The organism is Lentibacillus daqui, from assembly GCF_027186265.1.
Classification (GTDB): Bacteria; Bacillota; Bacilli; order Bacillales; family Amphibacillaceae; genus Lentibacillus_C; species Lentibacillus_C daqui.
Genome location: NZ_CP114176.1, coordinates 1,108,886 through 1,131,691 on the forward strand (window position 1 = coordinate 1,108,886; position 22,806 = coordinate 1,131,691).

Below are 22,806 nucleotides of genomic sequence, written 5' to 3' on the forward strand. Positions count from 1 at the left end.
GGGTGTGTTGTCATGCATGCATTTGAATCTTATCATCCTACTATTGCTGAAATTAACATCAATGCTTTCAAAGAAAATCTCACAAAGCTAAAACAGATAGCCAAAAACAGTAACCTGCTTGCCGTCATTAAAACGGATGGATATGGGCATGGGATTGTACCGATCGGGCATGCCGCTGTTCAAGCCGGGGCGGATCGTCTGGGGATTACCACCGTAGCGGAGGGGGCATTGCTTCGTGAAAGTGGTGTTAAGAACCCGATTCAGCTATTAAGTGCGATTACACCGGAACAAGCGGGGGCAGTTGTTGCCAATCAATTAACAGCTTCCATTTCTTCCTCACAAATAGCCATTGCCATTAGTAATGAAGCAAAAAAGCAAGGAACAACCGCAGCTGTGCATCTGAAAATCGACACAGGACTGCATCGATTCGGGGTGAATCCCGAGCAGGCCGTAGCTGTTTGTCGATCATGTTTTTCACTCCCGGGACTATATTGGGAAGGAATCTATACGCATTTTTCTTGTGCCGATGAAGGAGACTGGCAGACAACCAATCAGCAATTTCACCTGTTTACGACGACGGTATCCGATTTAGACAAACACGGATTTCATTTTCCCCTTCATCATGTTGCTGGTTCAACGATTACCATGAAACGAAATGATTGGCATCTCGATATGGTCCGACCCGGGATTGCTTTATTCGGCTACCATCCCGATCGACGCCAACAGAATATCTTGCCGTTAAAGCCAGTTTTGACACTAAAATCGAAAATCCTCCAAGTACGGGAACTGCCACCTCATACGCCGGTTGGTTACGGTGGAGAATACGTTACGAAGACAACAGAAAAAATTGCGGTCGTACCTATTGGCCATGGTGACGGCTATCAGCGAATCTTATCAAATAAGGGAGAAATGTTAGTAAAAGGAAATAGAGCCGGGATTGTTGGTACGATTTCATTAGACCAGACGTTAATTAATGTCACAGGAATATCGGATGTTAACGAAGGGGATGAGGTAGTTATTATTGGCGAACAGGGAGACGATGACATACCGGCATATGAAATAGCGGACTGGATGAACAGTATTGTTGACGAGGTTCTGGCTAGTTTGATGGAACGTATCCCGAGGGTGTATATTTGAGATTGGATACAGGCGTAATCCAAGAAGGTGAGGAGATAATAAATGAAGAACTTAAAAATTGCACTTATTCCGGGTGATGGTATTGGACCAGAGGTGATAGCAGAGGGAGTAAAGATTTTGCGTGCCATCGAAAAAATGGACTCCTCGCTTTCGTTTTCATTTTCCGAGTTTCCGTGGGGATGTGAATATTATCTTAGGGAAGGCAAAATGATGGATGATGATGGGATTGAACAATTAAAACCATTTGATGCCATCTATCTTGGTGCAGTCGGTTATCCAGGTGTGCCAGATCATGTTTCGTTACGTGATTTGTTAATACGGATTCGCAGACAGTTCGATCAGTACGTTAATTTACGGCCAGTGACATTATTAAATCCATCGCTAACACCGCTAAAAGGAAAAACGGAACAGGATATTGATTTTCTGGTTATTCGGGAAAATAGTGAAGGAGAATATTCGGGTGCAGGGGATTGGCTATATAAAGGCAAGCCAGAAGAAGTTGTGCTGCAGACAGGTGTATTTTCCCGAAAAGGCACCGAACGGATTATTCGTTATGCGTATGAAGAAGCGCGCCGGACAAATCGGTCATTGACCAGTGTTAGTAAAGGAAATGCCTTGAATTACTCGATGGTGTTTTGGGATGAAGTGTTTGCGGAAATTGGCAAGGAATACCCCGATGTGGAGACATATTCGTATTTGGTTGATGCGGCAAGTCTTTATTTTGTGTCTAACCCGGAACGATTTGGTGTAGTCGTTACGTCTAATTTGTTTGGTGACATATTAACCGATATTGGAGCAGCAATTACTGGTGGCATGGGGCTTGCGACAGGGGCAAATATTAACCCCAAGAAAAAGTTCCCGTCCATGTTTGAGCCTGTCCATGGATCTGCACCAGACATTGCCGGAAAGGGGGTTGCTAATCCAATTGCCTCCATCTGGTCAGTTAGCCAGATGATGGACTTTTTTGGAGAAAAACAATGGGGAGCAGCGATTCTTCACACCATAAAGGAATTACTCCAGGAGACAGATTCGCTTACACCTGATCTTGGCGGTAAGGGGTCTACCAGCGATGTAGGTGATCGCTTTGTTGAATTGTTGGAACGTAACGGTTGAGGCTCAACAACTAAAAACGAATGATACAATTGGGTTGTATCATTCGTTTTTTTATTTAAAAGGAGAGTGGATCGCACTTGGACAAGGTAACTTCCTTATTCTCCCTTGTTCACACGTGCTTGATATAAATAAATTTTCCAAGGGTAACCTTTTTTCTGAAAGCTGCGTTCATAATGAAGGTCGTTTTCTTGATAATTTTCGATTGGGACAGCGGAAAAGATGTAATCACCGCCAAGATCTTTGAATGCTTTGGTATTGATATCAAGGTCTTTAATGGTTTTTTTGCTGTTTTTCGTGAACATATAATGCTTGCCGATTTCACTTACATAAATATAGGCTCTGCCGCCCCAGGTATCGTAGTAGGATTTTAATGTTTTGTTTTTATCAAGCTCTGGCGCAATGATTTTACGAAATTTGTGTTTATAGGATAATGGATAACTATTATTGTAGGTATCCAGCGTATAAAAGCCATTGTACTGGGCAATGGCCGGGTGCAAGCCAATATTGACGATACGGTAGTCGGATGGGTCTTTTCCAATATAATCTTTCACGTCATCAAATAATTCAGTTGCATAAAATTGTTTGAATGTCGGGTTCTTCGTTTGACTGTATTTGGTTTCTTCGTTTAACGAAAAGACCATACAAACCTGCAAAATGATCAACAGGATGACGAATGGCTTAAAGAATTTAAAGTGTTTCCATAAAATTGTTAAGGCAAGCGCGAAACAAATATACCAAATCGGCGGGTCCAGAAAATGAATCCGGCTAAAATTAAATGTATTGGCTATCATAATATTATCTTTTACCACGCGCCAGCCTTCCCAATACCAGAACGCATACCATAATGACAGGAATACATTAAATAGAAATAGGTATAGGAGCAATTTTGGTTTTAGATAGCGATAGGCAGCTACAAGCAGACCCAGACCGATAACTGGGAAGATAACTAAATAGTGAATCGATAAATCATGCGTATGCCCGTTGATCAAATTATGTAGAAACAACTGAAACGTACCCGGTAAATCTTTATGTCCGAGGTCCAATTCATCACGATGCGAGGTAAACCCGCCCTCTAAAAACATCGAATAAATCAGCAAATATTCTTTAGCAAGATAAACGGCTGTCATTCCGGCAATCGCTGCAAAAAAAGGCCAATTAACGTGCTTGGTACGGATCCAATCTACTAACCACAATATTCCCATTAACCCAAGAAAAAAGACAAACGTCAGAATAAAGCTTGAGAAAAAGGGAATGAGCAATAGGATAATCCAATTATAGACTGGTGTCGATTTCCCTGATGTGCGGATCGTTAAGAAAATATGTAATGCCAATGGTAATCCGGCGATCGATAATAAACCGGACGGCCAATATGGTAAAAGCGCAAATCCCAATGATACGCCAACAATGATGAATGATGTTGACTGGTTACGTAAAAAATGCTTTTTAAGTAGTAAATACATACCGAAAAAAGCGACAAGCCGCATGATGGTTTGACTGATCGTATAAGCTGTCATTGGTTTGAACAGCACATACATCCAAACCACAGCATCGAAACCGGACGGAAGTGTACTTCTTGGCAATCCATTAATGATATTCGGCAGTGCAACATCATGTAATGTAAAGATATGTCCGCTCTCAGCTAATATTTTATACCAGACGATGTTGGAGTCCATATTATCATGGACGCGGATATGAGCATCTTCACCCAGCCAATAATAGGGAAATAGATAAGCGATAATCACTAGAAGTGCGATCAGAATATATTTATGATTGGTAATACGTGTAAATAGATTGGACCACATGATCGACAGCCTCTTCTCCAATTCCATAATATAACGGCAAGCGCAATAAGCGTTCACTTTCCGTGGTTGTATAGTGGTCTGTGCCAACGAACTTTCCGAACTTTTTCCCAGCGTATGAACTGTGCAATGGTACGTAGTGGGTTACGGCCATGATATCTTTGTTCTTTAAAAATTCCATTAGCCCGTCACGTTCCGCTTCATCTTTTGCCTTGATAAAAAACATGTGGGCATTATGTTGACAATCTTCCGGGATGGATGGTAGTTCGATCTGCTCCATGCCTTCTAAAGCCTGTTTATATTGCTGCCAGGTGGCAAGCCGATCCTGAGTTATTGTTTCCGCATGTTCTAACTGCACGGACAGATAAGCCGCGTTTAAGTCGCTTAATAAAAAGGATGAGCCAACATCACGCCAGGTATACTTATCAACCAGCCCCTTTTTAAATTGTTTTCGGTTCGTGCCTTTTTCCTGAATGATTTCTGCAGGTTCTATCGCTGTTGGGTCGTTAATAATAAGTGCACCACCTTCTCCACATATATAATTTTTGGTGTCGTGGAAGCTAAACGTACCAAAGTGGCCAATGGTACCCAATGGCTTTCCTTTATATGTACAGCAGAGTGCTTGTGCTGCATCCTCGATTACCCATAAGTTGTAACGATGGGCAATCTCCATAATGGCATCCATATCACAGGCCACACCTGCATAATGAACCACAACAATTGCCTTTGTCCGTTCGGTGATTGCAGCTTCTATTTGGACTGGATCAATATTCATCGTTTCAGGTTGAATATCAACAAATCGAATGGACGCTCCTCTAATGGCAAACGCGTTTGCGGTGGAGACAAAGGTATAGGATGGCATAATTACTTCATCCCCGGTCGTAATTTCAGTTAGTAATGCAGTCATTTCCAGGGCTGCTGTACAGGACGGAGTTAATAACGCCCGCTCACACCCCAAGTGATCTTCCAACCAATCCGTACATTTTTTTCCAAATGGGCCATTACCAGACAATTTATTATTTTTAATTGCTTCGTGCATCGCCTTTTCTTCTTCGCCCACATTACAGGGTACATTAAATGGAATCATCTTTGTTCACCTCGTTTTGTGCCAATAGTTTCCTGCCATTATTCGTTCTCAACAAAATGTTTTAAACCATCTACAACTACAGCGATTGACTCGTAACGATGATGCCTGAAACAATTAGGGCGAGACCAATTACTTTTTGCAGCGTAACAGGTTCCTGAAATAAGAAAACAGATAGTAAGAACACTAAAACAAATGAAAGACTCATAAATGGATAGGCATAACTAATATTAAACTTGGTCATGGCTGCCATCCAAAATAAAGAAGCTACAAAAGCGGAAAGAAATCCGGATAAAATAACCGGATCCAATAATAGCTTTAGCAGGAAAACAAGTTTATCGAGCCACCCATCAGGCAGACTGCCAGCACGGTCAATTTTCCATTTTAAAATTAATTGACCGTAAACCGTAAAGAAAATCGTGCCAAAAATATATGCGTATCCCATTATTTTTCCTCCGGGGCAGGACCTGTTAATTTATGATAGACATCTGTCGTACGCTTTAATTTAAATCCGAGACTAATAAATAGATTTAAAGATGCCAGATTTGCCGCAGAAATCGAAGTCTTTAATTGCTCATATCCAAGTTCAAATTGCGCTTGACAGCATTTACTGGTAAAAGCTTTTGTCAGTCCCTTGCCGCGAAATGTTTCTTTTATTCCGAGCAGAAGTACTTTATCGTCTTCATAACCGTAAAATCCTGCAAGTTCCCCATGATTGTAAAGAGCAATAATCAGATCCTTTTCCTGCAAATCACGTACCCAATTCATATAACGAAGATCAGCCATGAAGGACGGGATATGAAAGTCCCGATGGAAACGGCTAATTTCAAATACTTCCTCGGCGATCGCATAGACATCTTCTGTTACATAATTCTTGGAAATTGAAGTCCCTTCCTGCTCAATCAGCTGTAAGTCTTTCTTTTGACAAACGGGTTCGATCATGGTGTCCATGTAATAAAAACCATGTTTGAAAAGCAGTTCCGTGTTTGCCATTGGATCTACCTTAATCGTGTAGTGACCATCATATCGATCGGTTTCGTTAAGCGCTTCTTCTGTTAGTGAGGTGACTTCGTATGTATCAATATGAAAATTTCGTTTATCCCAAGGAGTTGGACGTAAATAGGTTGCTGTCTTCATATATATCAGCTCTCTTTCTTTGCATCCTCAGATTCGTTTGTTGTTTCCCGAATCAGATAAAGTGGTCTGGCTTTTGTTTCATTAAATACTTTGCCAAGATATAAACCAAGTACCCCGGTGTTAAATAAAATCAATCCACCAATAAAATACAGGGAAACCATCACACTAGTCCATCCTTGTACAGTTGCATCAAGGAAAAAATAGCGGATAAATAGATAAACGCCAAACAGAAAGGAAACAAAGGAAATCAAAAATCCCAATTGTATTGATAGCCGTAATGGCATGTTGGATTGGGATATGATCGCGTTGGTTCCCAATTTAACCAGCCTTTTTATATTATAGGAGGTTTTTCCTTCTTTTCTGGCATTATGCTTTACACGTACTGTTCCTGTTTTATACCCCATCCACTGAACAAATAAAGGAAAAAAGCGGGTTTGTTCACGCATGGTTCGAAAGCCTTCAATTACTTTTCTCTCACTAATACTGAAATTGGCAATGGTATAATCGGAATTCCACCCCGTAAAGAAATCATAGATACGGTAAAACAACTGTGATGATTTCCGCTTAAGCCATTTATCCTGACGTTTTGTTCTGTTGCCAAAAACAACTTCATATCCTTCTAATGCTTTTTGATATAATGTCGTAATCTCTTCCGGGCGATCTTGCAAGTCACAATCCATCACCACTACCCAGTCGCCGTTGGTATAATCAAGACCGGCAGTAATGGCATGATGTTGACCAAAGTTACGGGCCAGGTCGATTCCTTTGATCCGATTATCCTTTTGGCTGAGCTGCTTGATCGTCTCCCACGCCTGGTCAGGGCTTGCATCATTGACTAAAAAAATTTCGAGTTGGGCTGGAATGGCTTCAATTGTGTTGATGATACGGGTACATAATTCTACCAGACATGTTCTGCATCCGTAGACAGGGATGACGACCGAAATCAGAGGGTAACTTTTTCCCATTTATTCACATACCATTCTACCGTTTGTTTGATACCGTCATGAAATGTGATTTCCGGTTTCCAGCCCAGTGCATCCCTGATTTTTGTATCATCAACTGCGTATCGCCGGTCATGTCCCAACCGATCTGTGGTAAATTCAATAAGATCAGAAAAATGCTCAATTGAATTTTTAGCTTTTCGTTCCGGCTTTAGCTGATCAAGTATACTGCAGATCTCCTGAGCAATCCTGATATTGGTCCATTCGTTACCGCCACCAATGTTATACGTTTCCAGACGGTTTCCATGATGGTAAATCAAGTCAATTGCCCGGCAGTGATCGGTTACATGAAGCCAATCGCGGATATTTTGTCCGTCACCGTAAATCGGAATTGGCTCTAGTGCAAGTGCTTTCGCAATAATCGTTGGAATCAGTTTTTCGTCATGTTGTTTTGGCCCGTAATTATTGGAGCAGCTTGATATCACGACATTCATGCCATACGTGTAGCCGAAACTTTTCACTAGTAAATTGGCGCTTGCTTTTGATGCACTATACGGGTTGCGTGGATCATACGGTGTGTTTTCATTAAATTTACCTGTTTTTCCGAGTGATCCGTAGATTTCATCGGTAGAAATATGATGAAATCGGCGTTCCTGAAGTACCCCTTGTTGTTCCCATGCGTTTCTTGCAGCCTGTAATAACACTAATGTGCCAGTAATATTTGTTTCGGCAAATTGTTTGGCATCTTGAATCGACCGGTCAACATGTGATTCAGCGGCAAAATGGATAACGCCATCAATATTAAACTCCGAAAAAATGGAAGTGATCAATTTTTCATCGGTTATATTACCCTTGACAAAATGATAATTCGGGTGGTACTGTACTTCAATTAGATTATCCGTTGTACCGGCATATGTCAGCTTATCAATATTGATAAGCTGACAATCAGGATATTGTTGCAGAAAATAAGTAATGAAATTGGATCCGATAAATCCTGCTCCTCCGGTAACAAGAAGGGTAGGCTTTCGTTTATTCATTTTCAACCAGTCCTAACATTGGGTTGCGATCGATGGCTTCCCAGTACTGCTCCGTATGCTTGCGATTGGCAATGTCCAGCAAATACTTTCCATAATCATTTTTTTCCATCGACTTCCCTTTTTTGTATAATGCTGCTTTTGATATATATCCCATATAATAGGAAATTTCCTCCAAACATGCCAGTTTAAAGCCTTGGCGCTGTTGAATGTTTTTTACAAAGGCACTGGCGTCAAACAAGGATTCGTGGGTTCCGGCATCCATCCAGGCGAAACCTCTTCCCAACAACTGAACATCTAATTGTCCGCGCTTTAAGTACTCTTTATTCAAATCGGTAATTTCCAGTTCTCCGCGTTTGGAGAAGCTTAATTTGCGGGCGTAATCCACTGCACGTGCATCGTAAATGTATAGTCCGGTTACTGCAAAGTCCGATTTTGGTTCAGCGGGTTTTTCTTCCAGTGAAATGACTTTTTGTCTGTGATCGAATTCCACTACGCCAAATCGTTCCGGATCCTTTACCCGATAACCAAAGATGGTTGCATGCCGGTGATTGCTGATGGCCTCACGAAGCATCGTTGTAAATCCTTGCCCATAAAAAATATTATCACCAAGAATAAGGGTGACGTTATCTTTTCCGATAAAATCTTCGGCAATCATAAATGCTTCCGGAATACCATTCGGTTCGGTTTGCTCTTGATAGGTGAGTGAAATTCCGAAACTTGAGCCATCACCAAGCAATTCTTCAAATCTGGGACGGTCATGAGGTGTGCTGATGATCATGATTTCTTTAATTCCACCTAACATCAATACAGATAACGGATAATAAATCATCGGTTTGTCAAAAACAGCCAAAAGATGCTTGTTGATGCTATTTGTACTTGGTGATAAACGGGTTCCGCTGCCACCAGCCAATATAATACCTTTCATGAATACCATCCCTTCCACTTTTTAACTTTTTCACTAATATGATTATAAACGATCTCTTAACAAGGTATAACCGTTTTGCATGAAAATTAATCTTACAATTTTATTTCAGATTTATCGCAAAAGTGTGGGACAAGAGATGTTTTTTCTTGAGGCGTGTTTTTCGACATTATTTGCAGTCTTTGCATCTCTTCCAATACTATTTGTCCCAGTCGTGGAATAAGGATATAGAAAACACACCATAGGGGATGGATGGCATGAAAGGTAAGGTAATCGGGATAATGATTTTGTTATTTACTGCAATTGCTCTGGCCACAGGAGGTTATTTTTATTTTCGCCAATCACCAGAAGATATGGCACAAAAAGCAGTAGATACATTTTATACATATGAACAGGACGGTGCATTTTCTGAATCATGGGCCATGTTCCACCCACAGATGAAAGAAAAAATCGATAAGGTTCAATATCTGCAAATTCGGCCGCATGTGTTCCTAAATGACTTTGGTGTTGATACATTCACCTATACGCTTGGTGAACCGGAAAAGACGGAAGGATGGACAATGGAAGAGGGTGCGGAACCAATTGATGTGGCATATAAAGTAACTGTAACACAGACATTCAAAGGGAAATTCGGCAACTTTAATATTGTTCAGGATGTATACACGACTCTTGTGAAAGGGGAATGGACGATTCTATGGGATTATGGGGACAGATGAATGATGTACGGATGTACGATTGTAGTTGTTGATTATCCAGGGACAATTCGTCTAAACTTATTTTAAAGATATTTTTCAAGGGGGGGAATAAATTCATGGTACATATTGACGATATTCGGCAGGCAAAGAAACGAATTTCCGATATTATTCATACAACACCAATCCTTACATCAAAACAACTCTCATCTATGTGTGGAAATGAAATATTTTTAAAAGGTGAGCATCTGCAAACAACGGGTGCCTTTAAAATTAGGGGAGCGACAAATAAGGTAAAACAGGTTGCAAAGGAAGGAGCGCGATTTGTCACGGCTGCGTCATCAGGGAACCACGGACAAGCGGTTGCCTATATTGCCAATGTGCTGGGTGTGGATGCAACAATTGTTGTTCCGGAAGATGTAACCGAAAGTAAACTGCATGCCATCCAGTCTTATAATGGAAAAATTGAAAAATGCGGATTAACGTCAGCGGAGCGCCTGCCACGGGCCAAAGAGCTTGCGCATGAGGAAAATGGTGTGTTCATTCCGCCATATGATGACCCTTATATTATTGCCGGGCAGGGAACAGCAGGTCTGGAAATTTTGCAACAATTGGATGACGTCGATATGGTTGTCGTACCGGTCGGGGGTGGTGGGTTAATTTCCGGAATTTTAACCGCCATCAAAGAAACAAAGCCACATGTGAAAGTGATTGGCGTGGAGCCGGAAATTGCGAATGATACCTATTTATCATTGAAAAAGGGGAAAATTACCGATATTTCCGAAACGAGAACAATTGCTGATGGACTTCGGACCAGTCAGCCGGGCGATTTGACCTTCCCAATTGTGCAAAAGTACCTCGATGATTTAGTCCTTGTCAGTGAACACGAAATTAGTCAAGCATTATTCTTTGTGCTTGAACGCATGAAACAGCTTATTGAGCCATCCAGCGCTGTATCCGTAGCTGCAGCGATGTTTGACAAGCTGGGTGTAAAAGACAAAAATGTTGTATGTGTGCTTTCGGGTGGAAATGTGGATGTGCGTAATTTAAGTGGAATTTTTCCAAGAGATTAAACTGGGCAATTTACTACAATGAGTGGTTTTTAATGATATAATTGATGAGATGGAAGAACAATAAACTGATAAATAAATGAGTTAGATTCAGAAAGGAAATGAATATGGTAAAACAACAAATTGGTGTGATCGGATTAGCAGTTATGGGAAAAAATCTGGCATTAAACATTGAAAGCAGAGGGTACTCTGTCGCAGTATTTAACCGTTCCCCTGAAAAAACAGAAGCGTTTTTGGCAGACGAAGCGCAAGGGAAAAATATTACTGGCGTACAATCAATTGAAGAATTTGTAAACACGCTGGAAAAACCACGAAAAATTTTGCTGATGGTAAAAGCAGGTCCGGCAACCGATGCAACGATTGCCTCTTTGCAGCCTTACTTGGAAAAAGGCGATATTTTGATTGATGGTGGGAACACACTATTTGAAGATACCATCCGCCGGAATAAACAGTTGCAAGAAACTGGTATCCACTTCATTGGTACAGGCGTTTCCGGTGGTGAAGAAGGCGCATTGAACGGCCCTTCCATGATGCCTGGTGGACAAAAAGAAGCCTATGATCTTGTCGCACCAATTTTTGAAGCTATCGCCGCCAATGTTGATGGTGATCCATGTGTGACATATATTGGTCCAAATGGTGCCGGTCATTTTGTGAAAATGGTACATAACGGTATCGAATATGGAGATATGCAACTAATTTCGGAAGCTTACTACATTTTGAAACATGTGCTTGGTATGAACAACGATGAACTTCATGATGTTTTTGCCGAATGGAATAAGGGTGAATTGGACAGTTATTTGATTGAAATTACATCGGATATTTTTACCAAGGTAGATGAGGAAACAGGGAATCGTCTAATTGATGTTATTTTGGACAAGGCAGGACAAAAAGGAACTGGTAAATGGACAAGCAAAAATGCCTTAGATTTGGGAGTGCCGTTACCATTAATTACCGAATCGGTGTTTGCCCGGTTTATTTCGGCGATGAAAGATGAGCGTGTGCAAGCAAGCAAAGTGTTAAGTGGACCGAACACCGGTGGATATGATGGCAAGCGCGAAGAACTCATTGAAGCTGTACGCAAAGCATTATATATGAGTAAAATCTGTTCCTATGCCCAAGGATTTGCGCAAATGCGTGCAGCTTCAGAGGAACATGATTGGCATTTGCAATATGGCGATATCGCGATGATTTGGCGTGGTGGCTGCATTATACGTGCGCGTTTCTTGCAAAAAATCAAGGACGCTTACGATCGTGAACCAGCGCTTGCCAATTTATTGCTCGATCCTTACTTTAAAGAAATTGTGGAAAACTATCAATCGGCATTAAGGGAAGTGGTTTCCATTGCTGTGAAACATGGAATTGCTGTACCTGCCTTCTCAAGTGCGATTGCTTATTATGACAGTTACCGTTCCGCAGATTTGCCTGCCAATCTGCTACAGGCGCAGCGTGATTACTTTGGCGCTCATACGTATGAACGAAAAGATAAAGATGGTGTATTTCACGCCAATTGGTTTTAATAACGATAAAGTGAAACTCTTCATTTGATGGAAGGGTTTCTATTTTTTAAAGGCCAGGAAGTATAAGAATCCAGGTTACGGATTAGACCGCAAGCAAGCCAGCTTTTAACAGGGATAACCAGTGACAAAAAAGTAAAATATACAGATGAACAGAGTACTTCTGTTCCTAAACCCCACAAGGAGTGATCGGTGTGGCAGACAACAATCGTAATCAATTGTTAGTGCCTGGTGCAAGAGATGCAATGGAAAACATGAAGGATGAAATTGCAAATGAATTTGGTGTCAAGCCTGGAGCGGACACAACTGCACGTGAAAACGGATCGGTGGGTGGCGAGATGGTCAAACGAATGATCCAAATCGCTGAACAAAATATGCAAAATGGCAAACAGTAGTATGCCTAAGCCATCGTTTATGGCAAAAGGGGACACCCGAGGTTTCGGGGTCCTCTTTGTTTGTGGTAAACTGGATTTGTCAGAAATTTTATTTACCAAGGAGGAGAAACTATGTCACAATCGTTTCAGGTCATAAAAGGGGCGGAAGAATTTTATTTTCCCGGAAATGATACCGGTGTATTAGTCATCCACGGATTTACAGGTTCAACACAAAGTATGTATTATCTTGGAGACGAGCTGGCGAATGCTGGTTTTACAGTGTTCGGGCCACGTTTAACCGGGCATGGAACTGCGCCGGAGGATATGGAAACAGCGACATATCAGGATTGGATCCAAACAGTTGAAGATGGATTGGAAAAATTGAAAGTCACCTGTTCCTCCGTTTTTGTGGCGGGGTTATCGATGGGGGGGACGTTAACATTATATTTGGCAGAAAATCATCCAGAAATTAAAGGGATTATCCCCATAAATGCGGCTGTAGAGATGCAGGAAATGAAGCAAAATTATAAAGCGTTATCTTCTGCCAATACAAGGTTTGTAGAAGGTATTGGTTCTGATATTAAACAACCTGGTGTGAAAGAATTGGCATATGCACAAACCCCGGTAAAATCAATGGGAGAACTTATTTCTCTGGCTGAACTTGTCAGGAACGATTTGCCAAAAATTACTGCACCAATACTTATTTTTTCATCTGCCGAAGACCATGTGGTTCCCCCGGAAAATTCCCGGGAAATATATGAGTCAGTTTCATCGGAAAACCGTACGATCACGATTTTGGAAAATAGTTATCATGTTGCCACTTTGGATCATGATAAAGAATTAATTGCTGAAAAAAGTATTAAATTTATTCAATCACTGCAGTAATTCATCTAATAACCAAAACAAACAAAGGAGTCCTAGCTTTGAACATAATCGATACACATTGTGATGTTTTATTAAAACTGCAAATGGCTAAAAGAGGAAAGCCGTTTGGCCAGGAACCAATCCATTTTCAGGACTCTGATCGGCTGGACAGTAATTTAACCCGTTTAAAGCAAGGTGGTGTACGGGTTCAGTTTTTTGCTATATTTATTGACCCGGATGTACCGTCCGATGAAAAATGGCAACACGCGCTCGAGCAAGTTGATTTGTTTTATACAGAAATATTAGAAAAACATCACGAAATCAAACATATTAGAAGTTGGACAGATCTGGATCAATTGCAAAAATGTGAAATGGGTGCCGTGTTGACATTGGAAGGTGCTGATGCATTTGGTAATGATCTGATCAAATTACGCCATTTATATCGATTGGGTGTTCTATCGCTCGGTCTGACCTGGAATAATGCCAACCTTTGCGCTGATGGGGCAGGAGAACCACGCGGCGGAGGCTTGACATTATTGGGAAAAGAAGTCGTCAAGCTGAATAATCAGCATCATGTCTTCACTGATGTATCACACGCGACGGTAAACGGCTTTTGGGATATTTTGGAGTATACTGATTATCCGCTCGCCAGCCATTCGAATGCACGAGCGATTTGTGATCACCCGCGAAACCTGTATGATGACCAAATCAAACGGATGTTTGCTAAAAATGGACTGATCCAGGTTGTTTTTCATCCGCTCTTTTTAACCGGGGATGAAAATCATGCAACGATTACCGATTTATTGCGACATATAGAGCATTTATGCAGCCTTGGCGGGGTCAAGCAAATCGGTTTTGGTTCTGATTTTGATGGTATCAGTCACTATGTTCGTGATCTGGAAAATGCCGCAAAATATCCTAATCTAATCAATGAACTGCAAAAGCATTATTCGGAAGACGAAGTGAAAGGATTCTGTTACCAAAACTTTTTAGACCATCGGCCAATCTAGTAAAAGTGTAGTCTACTTTCCTCTTGTTAATAGGTCATCCCCGCTTTCTGCGCATTTTTTACTACTCTGCATCATAGAATGGTAGCACGTACAATTTGTACAACTATTTTTAAGGGAGTGGATTAGTATTGGCAGGAAATCGTGGCGTTGTCTATGTAAAACCTGGGGAAGTTGAGGTTCGGGATCTCGACTATCCGGATTTGGTACTACACGATGGCCCAGGTGTTAACCCGTTAAACGTAGGCAGAAAATGTAATCATGGTGTTATTTTAAAAGTTATTACGACTAATATTTGCGGCAGTGACCAGCATATGGTTCGCGGCAGAACAACTGCTCCGAGTGGATTAGTATTGGGTCACGAAATTACTGGAGAGGTAATCGAAGTTGGTAGTGATGTAGAATTTATTAAAAAAGGTGACATGGTGTCGGTCCCGTTTAATATTGCCTGCGGTCGCTGTCCGAGCTGTCGCCGACAAGATACACATATTTGCGAAAATGTGAATCCGGATCGCCCGGGGTCTGCATATGGTTACGTGGATATGGGCGGCTGGGTTGGCGGGCAGTCCGAATATGTAATGGTGCCATATGCTGACTTCCAGTTATTAAAATTCCCTGACAAAGATCAAGCGATGGACAAAATTCTGGATTTAACCATGTTATCGGATATCTTTCCTACAGGGTATCACGGTGCGGTGAGTGCCGGGGTAAAAACTGGGTCTACTGTATATGTTGCTGGTGCTGGTCCGGTCGGATTGGCAGCCGCACATTCCGCCCAGTTGCTTGGTGCGTCCGTTGTTATTGTTGGTGACATGATTGAAGAGCGCTTGCAACAGGCAAGAAGCTTTGGATGTGAAACGATCAATTTAAGAGAACATGCGAACGTTGGCGAACAAATCGATCAAATTCTGGGTGTTCCTGAAGTAGATTGTGCAATTGATGCGGTTGGGTTTGAAGCAAGTGGGCATGGCGAAGGAGCGGGAGAAGCACCGGCAACCGTGCTTAATACGGTGATGGATATCACCCGAGCCGGTGGGAGACTGGGGATCCCAGGGCTTTATGTTACAGGCGATCCCGGTGCAAAGGATGCTGATGCTAAAGAAGGCACCTTGAAAATCAGGTTCGGATTAGGCTTTGCCAAAGCACATACATTTGTGACCGGTCAAACACCGGTAATGAAATATCATCGTGATCTAATGAAGGCTATTTTGAGTGGAAAAGCACAAATCGCAAAGGCAGTCAACGCAACCTTGATTTCCCTTAACGAAGCTCCGGCCGGGTATAAGCGGTTTGATGGTGGTGTCTCGAAAAAATTTGTCATAGACCCACATGGTTTGGTGCGAAATTAACTTGGATTAATAATAATGAAAAAGGGGAAAGAGGCTGGGACAAAACTCCAGTAAATAAAAATTAAGGCGTAGGAGCTTACACTAAAAAAGTGTAGGCCCCACGCCTTTTTTGACATTATTTTAGTAAACAAAAAGGACACCCTTTGATAAAATTAAAGTAACTACACAATAATTTATGGAGGTGTCCTTATGTTTAAACATTATACCATGAATCAGGTAGTTTTGCCGCTAGATTTAGAAATTAAATTGAAAGAGAATGATATTGCTTTTGCGATCAATGATCTTGTCGAGAGTATTCCTGAAGAGGTTTTCGATGACTTTATACGACAAACCGGCCGTCCTGCGTACCATCCTCGCATGATGTTGAAAGTCATTTTGTGTGGGTATACGCAATCCGTGTTTTCTGGTCGTAAAATAGAAGCTTTATTACAGGATAGTATCCGCATGATGTGGTTGGCTCAAGGACATGAACCCAGCTATCGCACGATCAATCGATTCCGTTCTAATCCACACAGCGAAAAGTTATTGCGTGAATGCTTTGTCCAGTTCCGGAATCAGCTTGTGGAAAAGGAATTGATTGAAGAGGAAGCCATTTTTATTGATGGTACAAAAATTGAAGCGAACGCCAATAAGTTCACCTTTGTGTGGCGGAAATCCGTTGAAAAATATAGTGATAAGCTAATCGAAAAGTCCAATCAACTGTATGATGAGCTGTTGGAGAAGGAGATCATCCCGGCAATAGAGCGAGAAACAGAAGAGGAACTTTCCGTTAAAGAAATGGGAGAAGTAGTCGAAAAGTTAGATGAAAAGGTTGAGGAATACGATAAAAAAATCGAAGCTTGTGAGGTTGGTAGCGAACGAAAGAAAATCCGTTCCGAACGTAAATTTCCAAAACAAGCTCGCAAGAAATTTACCGATTTCATCAACCGTAAACAAAAGTATCAAAACGATATGGAGATTTTTGGTGATCGCAATAGTTACTCAAAAACGGATCCAGATGCGACGTTTATGCGCATGAAGGATGACTACATGAAGAACGGTCAATTGAAAGCTGGTTACAATGTCCAGATTGCAACGGAAGGTCAATACGCGCTCGCTTACGATGTTTTCCCAAACCCGACGGATACACGCACCTTAATTCCTTTTCTCGACTCGATTGAAGAAAACTTTTTCGAACTGCCGGAACACGTTGTCGCGGATGCCGGATATGGCAGTGAACAGAATTATGAAGATATCATCGAGAACCGAAATCGAACGCCACTTATTACATACAATCAATATCGAAAGGAGAAGAAAAAGAAGCATAAGGACAACGCTTTTCATGTAGATAATTGGGATTATAATGAGGACGAAGATACTTTTCTGTGCCCAAATGGACGGAAAGTACGATTTAGCCATCATTCCAAACGAACAGACAGGTACGGATTCACCCGTGAATTTAAAGTGTACGAATGTGAGCACTGTTCGGGCTGTCCACTCCGCGATTTATGCACGAAAGCAAAAGAAGGGAACAACCGAAGAGTCTACATTAATGAAAAGTGGGAATCCCAAAAAGAATATGTACGTGCGAAGCTTTCAGACGAGAAAACTGGTGAAATTTACGGAAAACGTAAAATCGATGTAGAACCAGCGTTCGGCTTTCTGAAGGCTAATTTGCGTTTCACTCGTTTTTCCGTTAGAGGAAAACAGAAAGTGAAAAATGAATTAGGAATTGCATTGATGGCGGTGAACTTGAGAAAGTACACCGCCACGAACAGTAAATTAGTACCGGAAGATAGAAACAACTCCACAAAAAAGGTTCCAAGCAAACTTTTGATTTGCTTGGAACCTTTTTATTTACTATTTTTGGCTAGTTATGTCCCAGCCTCTTTTTCTTTGAGGATTAATGTGTAGATATTAGGGAATAAGAATGTATATAAGGAAATATATTTAGACTCGGACGATGCCAGCCCATCATGCACTTAAGATGTTAATATGTTATTTGTAGGAATGAACAGTACGGAATGGACATAAATTTTTATAACAATTAAATTCATCAAGGGGCTTATATTACGAAATGCGGAGTTTCGGAATAAAAAAATTTTCATTGACAGCGATTACAGTATAAGAGTATACTAAACCTAACAAGTTAATGATGTGTCGGAGATTTGGAGACCCGCATTTCAATGGTATCTTTTGTAGGGAAAGGTATATCTATTGAAATGCGGGTCTTTTTCTTTTATTTCATTTCTTGTTGCAAAATGAAATTTACTGAAAAAGGGGTGGGAGATATGTCCGAGTTTTTAGCCGAGCTTATTGGTACGATGATCCTAATTATTTTAGGAGGAGGTGTCGTTGGAGGTGTCACGTTAAAAAGTTCCAAATCTGAAGGAGCTGACTGGATTGTTGTGACCGTTGGCTGGGGTCTCGGTGTTACCATGGGGGTTTACGCTGTTGGGAATTTTACCGGAGCGCACTTAAACCCTGCGGTGACATTAGGATTCGCTGCAGCCGGCGATTTTCCATGGGCGAAGGTTCTAACGTATATTAGTGCACAAATGATTGGTGCAATCATCGGTGCTTGTATTGTCTTTTTAAATTATTTACCACATTGGAAGGAAACAAAAGATCAGGCCGCAAAATTGGGTGTGTTTGCAACTGGTCCGGCTATTCGCAGTTTTTTCTCCAATTTGGCAAGTGAGGTTATTGGCACGTTTGTCTTAGTGCTGGGTTTAATGTTTATTGGTGCAAATGAAATTACAGAAGGGTTGAACCCGCTGATTGTTGGGGCGTTGATCCTGGCAATTGGTGTTTCACTGGGTGGTTCGACCGGATATGCCATTAATCCGGCCCGTGATCTTGGCCCACGAATTGCCCATGCTTTTTTACCGATACCAGGTAAAGGTGGATCGGATTGGAGATATGCCTGGATCCCGGTTGTTGGACCAATTATTGGCGGGGTCTATGGTGCACTATTTTATAATGCTATGTTTGCAGGGGAATTTTCGGTATCATTTTGGATAGGAAGTATCATTGTATTGTTCATTTTGATCGGAGCAGCGGTACATGAACTGAATAAGGGAAGAAACGAAAATAAAATAGGCGAAGACATAAAAAATTAACGAGGAGGAATTATGATGAGTAAAGAACAGTATATTTTAGCGTTGGATCAGGGAACAACAAGTTCACGAGCCATATTATTTGATCATAGTGGTGCAATTGTGGAGACAGCACAGAATGAATTTGAACAATTCTTTGAACATCCTGGCTGGGTTGAGCACGATGCAAATGAGATTTGGAATTCTGTACTGGGGTGTATGGCTGAAGTATTGCGTAAGGCGGATGTTGATCCAAGTCAGATCGCTGGCATCGGGATTACCAATCAGCGGGAAACAGCAGTTGTTTGGGATAAAAACACCGGTAAGCCAATTTATAAAGCGATTGTCTGGCAGTCAAGACAAACGGAGGGTATATGCAAAGAATTACGCGATGCTGGCTATAATGATGTGATTCGCGATAAAACAGGGTTACTGATAGATCCATACTTTTCCGGAACAAAAGTAAAGTGGATCCTTGATAACATCGATGGTGCAAGAGAAAAAGCGGATAATGGCGAATTATTATTTGGCACGATGGATACTTGGCTGGTTTATAAATTATCCGGTGGAAAAACACATATTACTGATTATTCCAATGCCTCCAGAACACTGATGTTTAACATTTATGATTTGCAGTGGGATGATGAACTTTTGGATATTTTGAACGTTCCGAAGAGTATGTTGCCTGAAGTTCGCCAATCATCTGAAATATATGCTCACACAGTTGACTATCATTTCTTCGGTCATGAAGTGCCAATCGCAGGAATTGCTGGAGATCAACATGCAGCATTGTTTGGTCAGGCTTGTTTTGAAGAGGGAATGGCCAAAAACACATACGGTACAGGCTGTTTCATGCTGATGAACACAGGTGATAAAGGGGTAAAATCAGAAAATGGACTGTTAACTACATTGGCATGGGGTGTTGACGGAAAAGTGGAATATGCATTGGAAGGTAGTATTTTCGTTGCTGGTTCTGCAATCCAGTGGCTGCGTGATGGTTTAAAATTGATTGAAGACGCACCACAAAGTGAAGCGTTTGCCACAGAAGTTGATTCGACTGATGGCGTTTATATGGTACCTGCTTTTGTCGGATTGGGAACCCCTTATTGGGATAGTGAAGCACGGGGGGCAGTTTTCGGATTGACTCGCGGTACGACGAAATCCCATTTTATTCGGGCTACACTGGAATCATTGGCATATCAGACTAAAGATGTGCTGGATGCAATGATTGCTGATTCAGGAACTGATTTAAAAGGTCTGCGTGTGGACGGCGGTGCAGTGAAAAATAATTTCCTCATGCAGTTCCAGAGTGATATGTTAGGTGTACCGGTGGAACGACCGGTTGTTCAGGAGACAACCGCATTAGGTGCCGCCTATTTGGCAGGACTGGCGGTTGGATATTGGAAAGACAAAGAAGAGATTTCAAAGCAGTGGCAAAATGAAAAAACGTTTACGAATCAAATGGATGAGGAAAAACGTAATGAATACTATCAAGGCTGGAAAAAGGCCGTACATGCAACACGACAATTTAAATAATGATGTCGAGACCAACTATAGCAGTTGGTCTCTCGTTTAGTTATGCAAAGCTGCTTTTTTAGGTTATTCTGAAAGTGGGTTTCAAGTCATATAGGGAGTGATGAGTGGGATGAAAAAAATCGTAAATAATCCGGAACAGGTTGTCACTGACATGTTTAAGGGGTTTGTTTCGGCACATGCAAACACCATGAAACAACTATCTGAAACAACAGTCGTGACACGTAAAGAAGCACCTATCACGGGAAAAGTTGGTCTTGTCAGTGGTGGAGGAAGTGGACATGAACCTGCACATGCTGGATATGTCGGCAAGGGTATGCTGGACGCTGCCGTGTTTGGGGAAGTATTCACGTCACCAACGCCTGATCAGGTATTCGAAGCCATTAAGGCAGTTGATAGCGGAGCCGGAGTTCTGTTGATTATTAAAAATTACACAGGTGATGTAATGAATTTTGAAATGGCCCAAGAGATGGCTGAAGCTGAGGGAATTCAGGTTGATAAAGTTGTGGTCAATGATGATGTTGCAGTTGAAGACAGTTCGTTCACAACGGGTCGACGCGGAATCGCAGGAACTATTTTTGTCCATAAAATTGCTGGCGCGATTGCCGAACAGGGTAAGTCGCTGGCTGAGGTGAAGGCTGCCGCGGAAAAAACGATTGACTACGTTCGCTCGATCGGAATGGCAATTGCACCTTGTACCGTTCCAGCAGCAGGGAACCCAAGCTTTACGCTGGCCGAAGATGAGATGGAAATCGGGATTGGCATTCATGGTGAACCAGGAATAGAACGAAAAAAATTGGCAAATGCTAACGAGATCGCAACCGAATTGGTTGAAAAAATTTTAGCAGATATGGATTTTACCGATAGTGATGTGGCAGTGATGATCAATGGTTTAGGTTCTACTCCGGAGATGGAATTATATATTGTGAATGGGAGAGTCCAGGAAATATTACAAGAAAAAGGCATAACGGTCTATCGCACATTTGTGGGAGAATTTATGACCTCATTGGAAATGGCGGGATGTTCCGTATCATTGTTAAAACTGGATAATCAGCTGAAAGCATTATTGGACGCCCCATCTGAAGCACCAGCATTTCGTAACTGAAGGAGGAAAAGAAATGGATGTTTTTCAGGTAGAACATGCACATACATGGCTAAAGCTTGCCAATGAACGAATTCAGGCCAATAAGGAACAATTAACCGAACTGGATCAGGCAATCGGCGACGGAGATCACGGCATTAATATGGCCCGTGGTTTCAAGGAAGTGATAAGCAAACTTGATGCAAATGATTACGATACAGTAGCTGATGTTATGAAGGATACAGCAATGACTTTAATGTCCAAAGTTGGTGGTGCTTCCGGGCCGTTATATGGAACTGCTTTTTTAAAATTGTCCATGGCTTTTAAAGGAAAGAATGTCGATTATCAAACATTCATAAAAGGAATCGATGAAGCAGTAAATGGATTGAAACAGCGTGGCAAGGCGGAAATAGGTGAAAAAACGCTTGTTGATGTATGGGCTGCTGTTTCCGAAACACTACAGGACAACACAACGTTTGCAGGTGACACGATTCTTCAAACAGCTAAAACAGCAATGGAGCATACGAAGGAAACGATGGCAACCAAAGGTCGGGCTGCATATTTCAAGGAGCGATCGATTGGGCATCTTGATCCAGGAGCTGTTTCTTCCTACTATCTATTTGAAGCATTAAGCCTTACAATTGATGAAGGAGCGTGACCCCATGGCTTACACAGGACTGGTGTTAATCTCGCATAGCCAAAAGATTGCAGAAGGTATGAAAGAAATTATTCGACAAGTGATCAAGGAGGTTCCGATTCAGCCAGCTGGGGGAACCGACGAAAATGAGATAGGTACAAGCATCGATAAAATACTGCAAGCCATTGAACAGGCGGATGATGGGAATGGAGTCATCCTCATGTATGATCTTGGCAGTGCCAAAATGAATGCGGAAATGGCCATAGAGATGACTGACAGGGAAAATATTAAACTCGCTGAAGCACCATTAGTCGAAGGATCCTATGTCGCTGCTGTTGAAGCAGGACAGGGAAAATCTGTTGATGCGATTATCGACAATCTGAAACGCCATTTTTAAGGCCATTTTTACTGCTTTTAAACTGTAATGAAGAACTACGC

At 41.6% G+C, this 22,806-nt stretch carries 22 protein-coding genes; 15 read left to right on the forward strand and 7 right to left on the reverse strand.

Going from position 1 to position 22,806, the window contains the following annotated elements; translation table 11 throughout:
• Positions 1 to 12: 12 nt before the first annotated feature.
• A complete protein-coding gene (gene alr, locus O2S85_RS05640) occupies positions 13 to 1,137 on the forward strand; it encodes an alanine racemase (RefSeq protein ID WP_269411719.1) in 1,125 nt (374 codons plus the stop codon).
• A 42-nt stretch (positions 1,138 to 1,179) separates the two neighbouring features.
• Positions 1,180 to 2,250 carry a tartrate dehydrogenase gene (locus tag O2S85_RS05645; RefSeq protein ID WP_269411720.1) on the forward strand — a complete coding sequence of 357 codons (1,071 nt, stop codon included), beginning with the start codon at positions 1,180 to 1,182 and terminating at the stop codon, positions 2,248 to 2,250.
• A gap of 95 nt (positions 2,251 to 2,345) precedes the next feature.
• Here O2S85_RS05645 and O2S85_RS05650 read toward each other — a convergent pair whose 3' ends face one another.
• The 7 genes from O2S85_RS05650 to rfbA all read right to left on the reverse strand — a co-directional run bounded on the left by O2S85_RS05650 (position 2,346) and on the right by rfbA (position 9,173).
• The gene (locus O2S85_RS05650) at positions 2,346 to 4,052 is read right to left on the reverse strand and encodes a DUF6044 family protein (protein ID WP_269411721.1); all 1,707 of its coding nucleotides are present in this window, start codon (positions 4,050 to 4,052) and stop codon (positions 2,346 to 2,348) included.
• Positions 4,015 to 5,136: a dTDP-4-amino-4,6-dideoxygalactose transaminase gene (gene rffA / locus O2S85_RS05655; protein ID WP_269411722.1), complete on the reverse strand. Its 1,122-nt coding sequence runs from the start codon at positions 5,134 to 5,136 to the stop codon at positions 4,015 to 4,017. The genes O2S85_RS05650 and rffA overlap by 38 nt, the downstream gene beginning before the upstream one ends.
• A 76-nt stretch (positions 5,137 to 5,212) precedes the next feature.
• On the reverse strand, positions 5,213 to 5,578 hold the full coding sequence (locus O2S85_RS05660; protein ID WP_269411723.1) for an EamA family transporter: 366 nt from the start codon (positions 5,576 to 5,578) through the stop codon (positions 5,213 to 5,215).
• Positions 5,578 to 6,270, reverse strand: a complete 693-nt coding sequence (locus tag O2S85_RS05665; RefSeq protein ID WP_269411724.1) for a GNAT family N-acetyltransferase — start codon at positions 6,268 to 6,270, stop codon at positions 5,578 to 5,580. Before O2S85_RS05665 ends, O2S85_RS05660 begins: the two co-directional genes overlap by 1 nt.
• A 5-nt stretch (positions 6,271 to 6,275) precedes the next feature.
• Positions 6,276 to 7,235: a glycosyltransferase family 2 protein gene (locus O2S85_RS05670; RefSeq protein WP_269411725.1), complete on the reverse strand. Its 960-nt coding sequence runs from the start codon at positions 7,233 to 7,235 to the stop codon at positions 6,276 to 6,278.
• Positions 7,214 to 8,248 carry a dTDP-glucose 4,6-dehydratase gene (gene rfbB / locus O2S85_RS05675; RefSeq protein ID WP_269411726.1) on the reverse strand — a complete coding sequence of 345 codons (1,035 nt, stop codon included), beginning with the start codon at positions 8,246 to 8,248 and terminating at the stop codon, positions 7,214 to 7,216. Before rfbB ends, O2S85_RS05670 begins: the two co-directional genes overlap by 22 nt.
• Positions 8,241 to 9,173: a glucose-1-phosphate thymidylyltransferase RfbA gene (gene rfbA, locus O2S85_RS05680; RefSeq protein ID WP_269411727.1), complete on the reverse strand. Its 933-nt coding sequence runs from the start codon at positions 9,171 to 9,173 to the stop codon at positions 8,241 to 8,243. The genes rfbB and rfbA overlap by 8 nt, the downstream gene beginning before the upstream one ends.
• A 254-nt stretch (positions 9,174 to 9,427) precedes the next feature.
• Between rfbA and O2S85_RS05685 the strand changes: the two genes are divergently transcribed.
• The 13 genes from O2S85_RS05685 to dhaM all read left to right on the forward strand — a co-directional run bounded on the left by O2S85_RS05685 (position 9,428) and on the right by dhaM (position 22,765).
• The gene (locus O2S85_RS05685) at positions 9,428 to 9,886 is read left to right on the forward strand and encodes a hypothetical protein (protein ID WP_269411728.1); all 459 of its coding nucleotides are present in this window, start codon (positions 9,428 to 9,430) and stop codon (positions 9,884 to 9,886) included.
• Between the two features lie 95 nt (positions 9,887 to 9,981).
• A complete protein-coding gene (locus O2S85_RS05690) occupies positions 9,982 to 10,935 on the forward strand; it encodes a threonine ammonia-lyase (RefSeq protein ID WP_269411729.1) in 954 nt (317 codons plus the stop codon).
• Between the two features lie 104 nt (positions 10,936 to 11,039).
• Complete coding sequence (gnd, locus tag O2S85_RS05695; protein WP_269411730.1) at positions 11,040 to 12,449, forward strand: NADP-dependent phosphogluconate dehydrogenase; 1,410 nt, start codon at positions 11,040 to 11,042, stop codon at positions 12,447 to 12,449.
• Positions 12,450 to 12,640: 191 nt separating this feature from the next.
• A complete protein-coding gene (locus O2S85_RS05700; protein ID WP_269411731.1) occupies positions 12,641 to 12,841 on the forward strand; it encodes an alpha/beta-type small acid-soluble spore protein in 201 nt (66 codons plus the stop codon).
• Between the two features lie 111 nt (positions 12,842 to 12,952).
• Positions 12,953 to 13,705 (forward strand): alpha/beta hydrolase, encoded by a 753-nt coding sequence (locus tag O2S85_RS05705; protein WP_269411732.1) that lies wholly within the window; start codon positions 12,953 to 12,955, stop codon positions 13,703 to 13,705.
• A gap of 38 nt (positions 13,706 to 13,743) precedes the next feature.
• Complete coding sequence (locus O2S85_RS05710) at positions 13,744 to 14,694, forward strand: dipeptidase (RefSeq protein WP_269411733.1); 951 nt, start codon at positions 13,744 to 13,746, stop codon at positions 14,692 to 14,694.
• A 128-nt stretch (positions 14,695 to 14,822) separates the two neighbouring features.
• The gene (fdhA, locus tag O2S85_RS05715; protein WP_269411734.1) at positions 14,823 to 16,040 is read left to right on the forward strand and encodes a formaldehyde dehydrogenase, glutathione-independent; all 1,218 of its coding nucleotides are present in this window, start codon (positions 14,823 to 14,825) and stop codon (positions 16,038 to 16,040) included.
• A gap of 189 nt (positions 16,041 to 16,229) precedes the next feature.
• Positions 16,230 to 17,933: an IS1182 family transposase gene (locus tag O2S85_RS05720; RefSeq protein WP_269411735.1), complete on the forward strand. Its 1,704-nt coding sequence runs from the start codon at positions 16,230 to 16,232 to the stop codon at positions 17,931 to 17,933.
• Positions 17,934 to 18,310: 377 nt separating this feature from the next.
• Positions 18,311 to 19,141 (forward strand): MIP/aquaporin family protein, encoded by an 831-nt coding sequence (locus O2S85_RS05725; protein WP_269412486.1) that lies wholly within the window; start codon positions 18,311 to 18,313, stop codon positions 19,139 to 19,141.
• Between the two features lie 15 nt (positions 19,142 to 19,156).
• The gene (gene glpK, locus O2S85_RS05730; RefSeq protein ID WP_269411736.1) at positions 19,157 to 20,653 is read left to right on the forward strand and encodes a glycerol kinase GlpK; all 1,497 of its coding nucleotides are present in this window, start codon (positions 19,157 to 19,159) and stop codon (positions 20,651 to 20,653) included.
• 109 nt (positions 20,654 to 20,762) lie between these two features.
• Positions 20,763 to 21,755: a dihydroxyacetone kinase subunit DhaK gene (dhaK, locus tag O2S85_RS05735; RefSeq protein ID WP_269411737.1), complete on the forward strand. Its 993-nt coding sequence runs from the start codon at positions 20,763 to 20,765 to the stop codon at positions 21,753 to 21,755.
• A gap of 13 nt (positions 21,756 to 21,768) precedes the next feature.
• Complete coding sequence (gene dhaL, locus O2S85_RS05740; RefSeq protein ID WP_269411738.1) at positions 21,769 to 22,389, forward strand: dihydroxyacetone kinase subunit DhaL; 621 nt, start codon at positions 21,769 to 21,771, stop codon at positions 22,387 to 22,389.
• Positions 22,390 to 22,393: 4 nt separating this feature from the next.
• Positions 22,394 to 22,765: a dihydroxyacetone kinase phosphoryl donor subunit DhaM gene (gene dhaM, locus O2S85_RS05745; RefSeq protein WP_269411739.1), complete on the forward strand. Its 372-nt coding sequence runs from the start codon at positions 22,394 to 22,396 to the stop codon at positions 22,763 to 22,765.
• Positions 22,766 to 22,806: the final 41 nt, after the last annotated feature.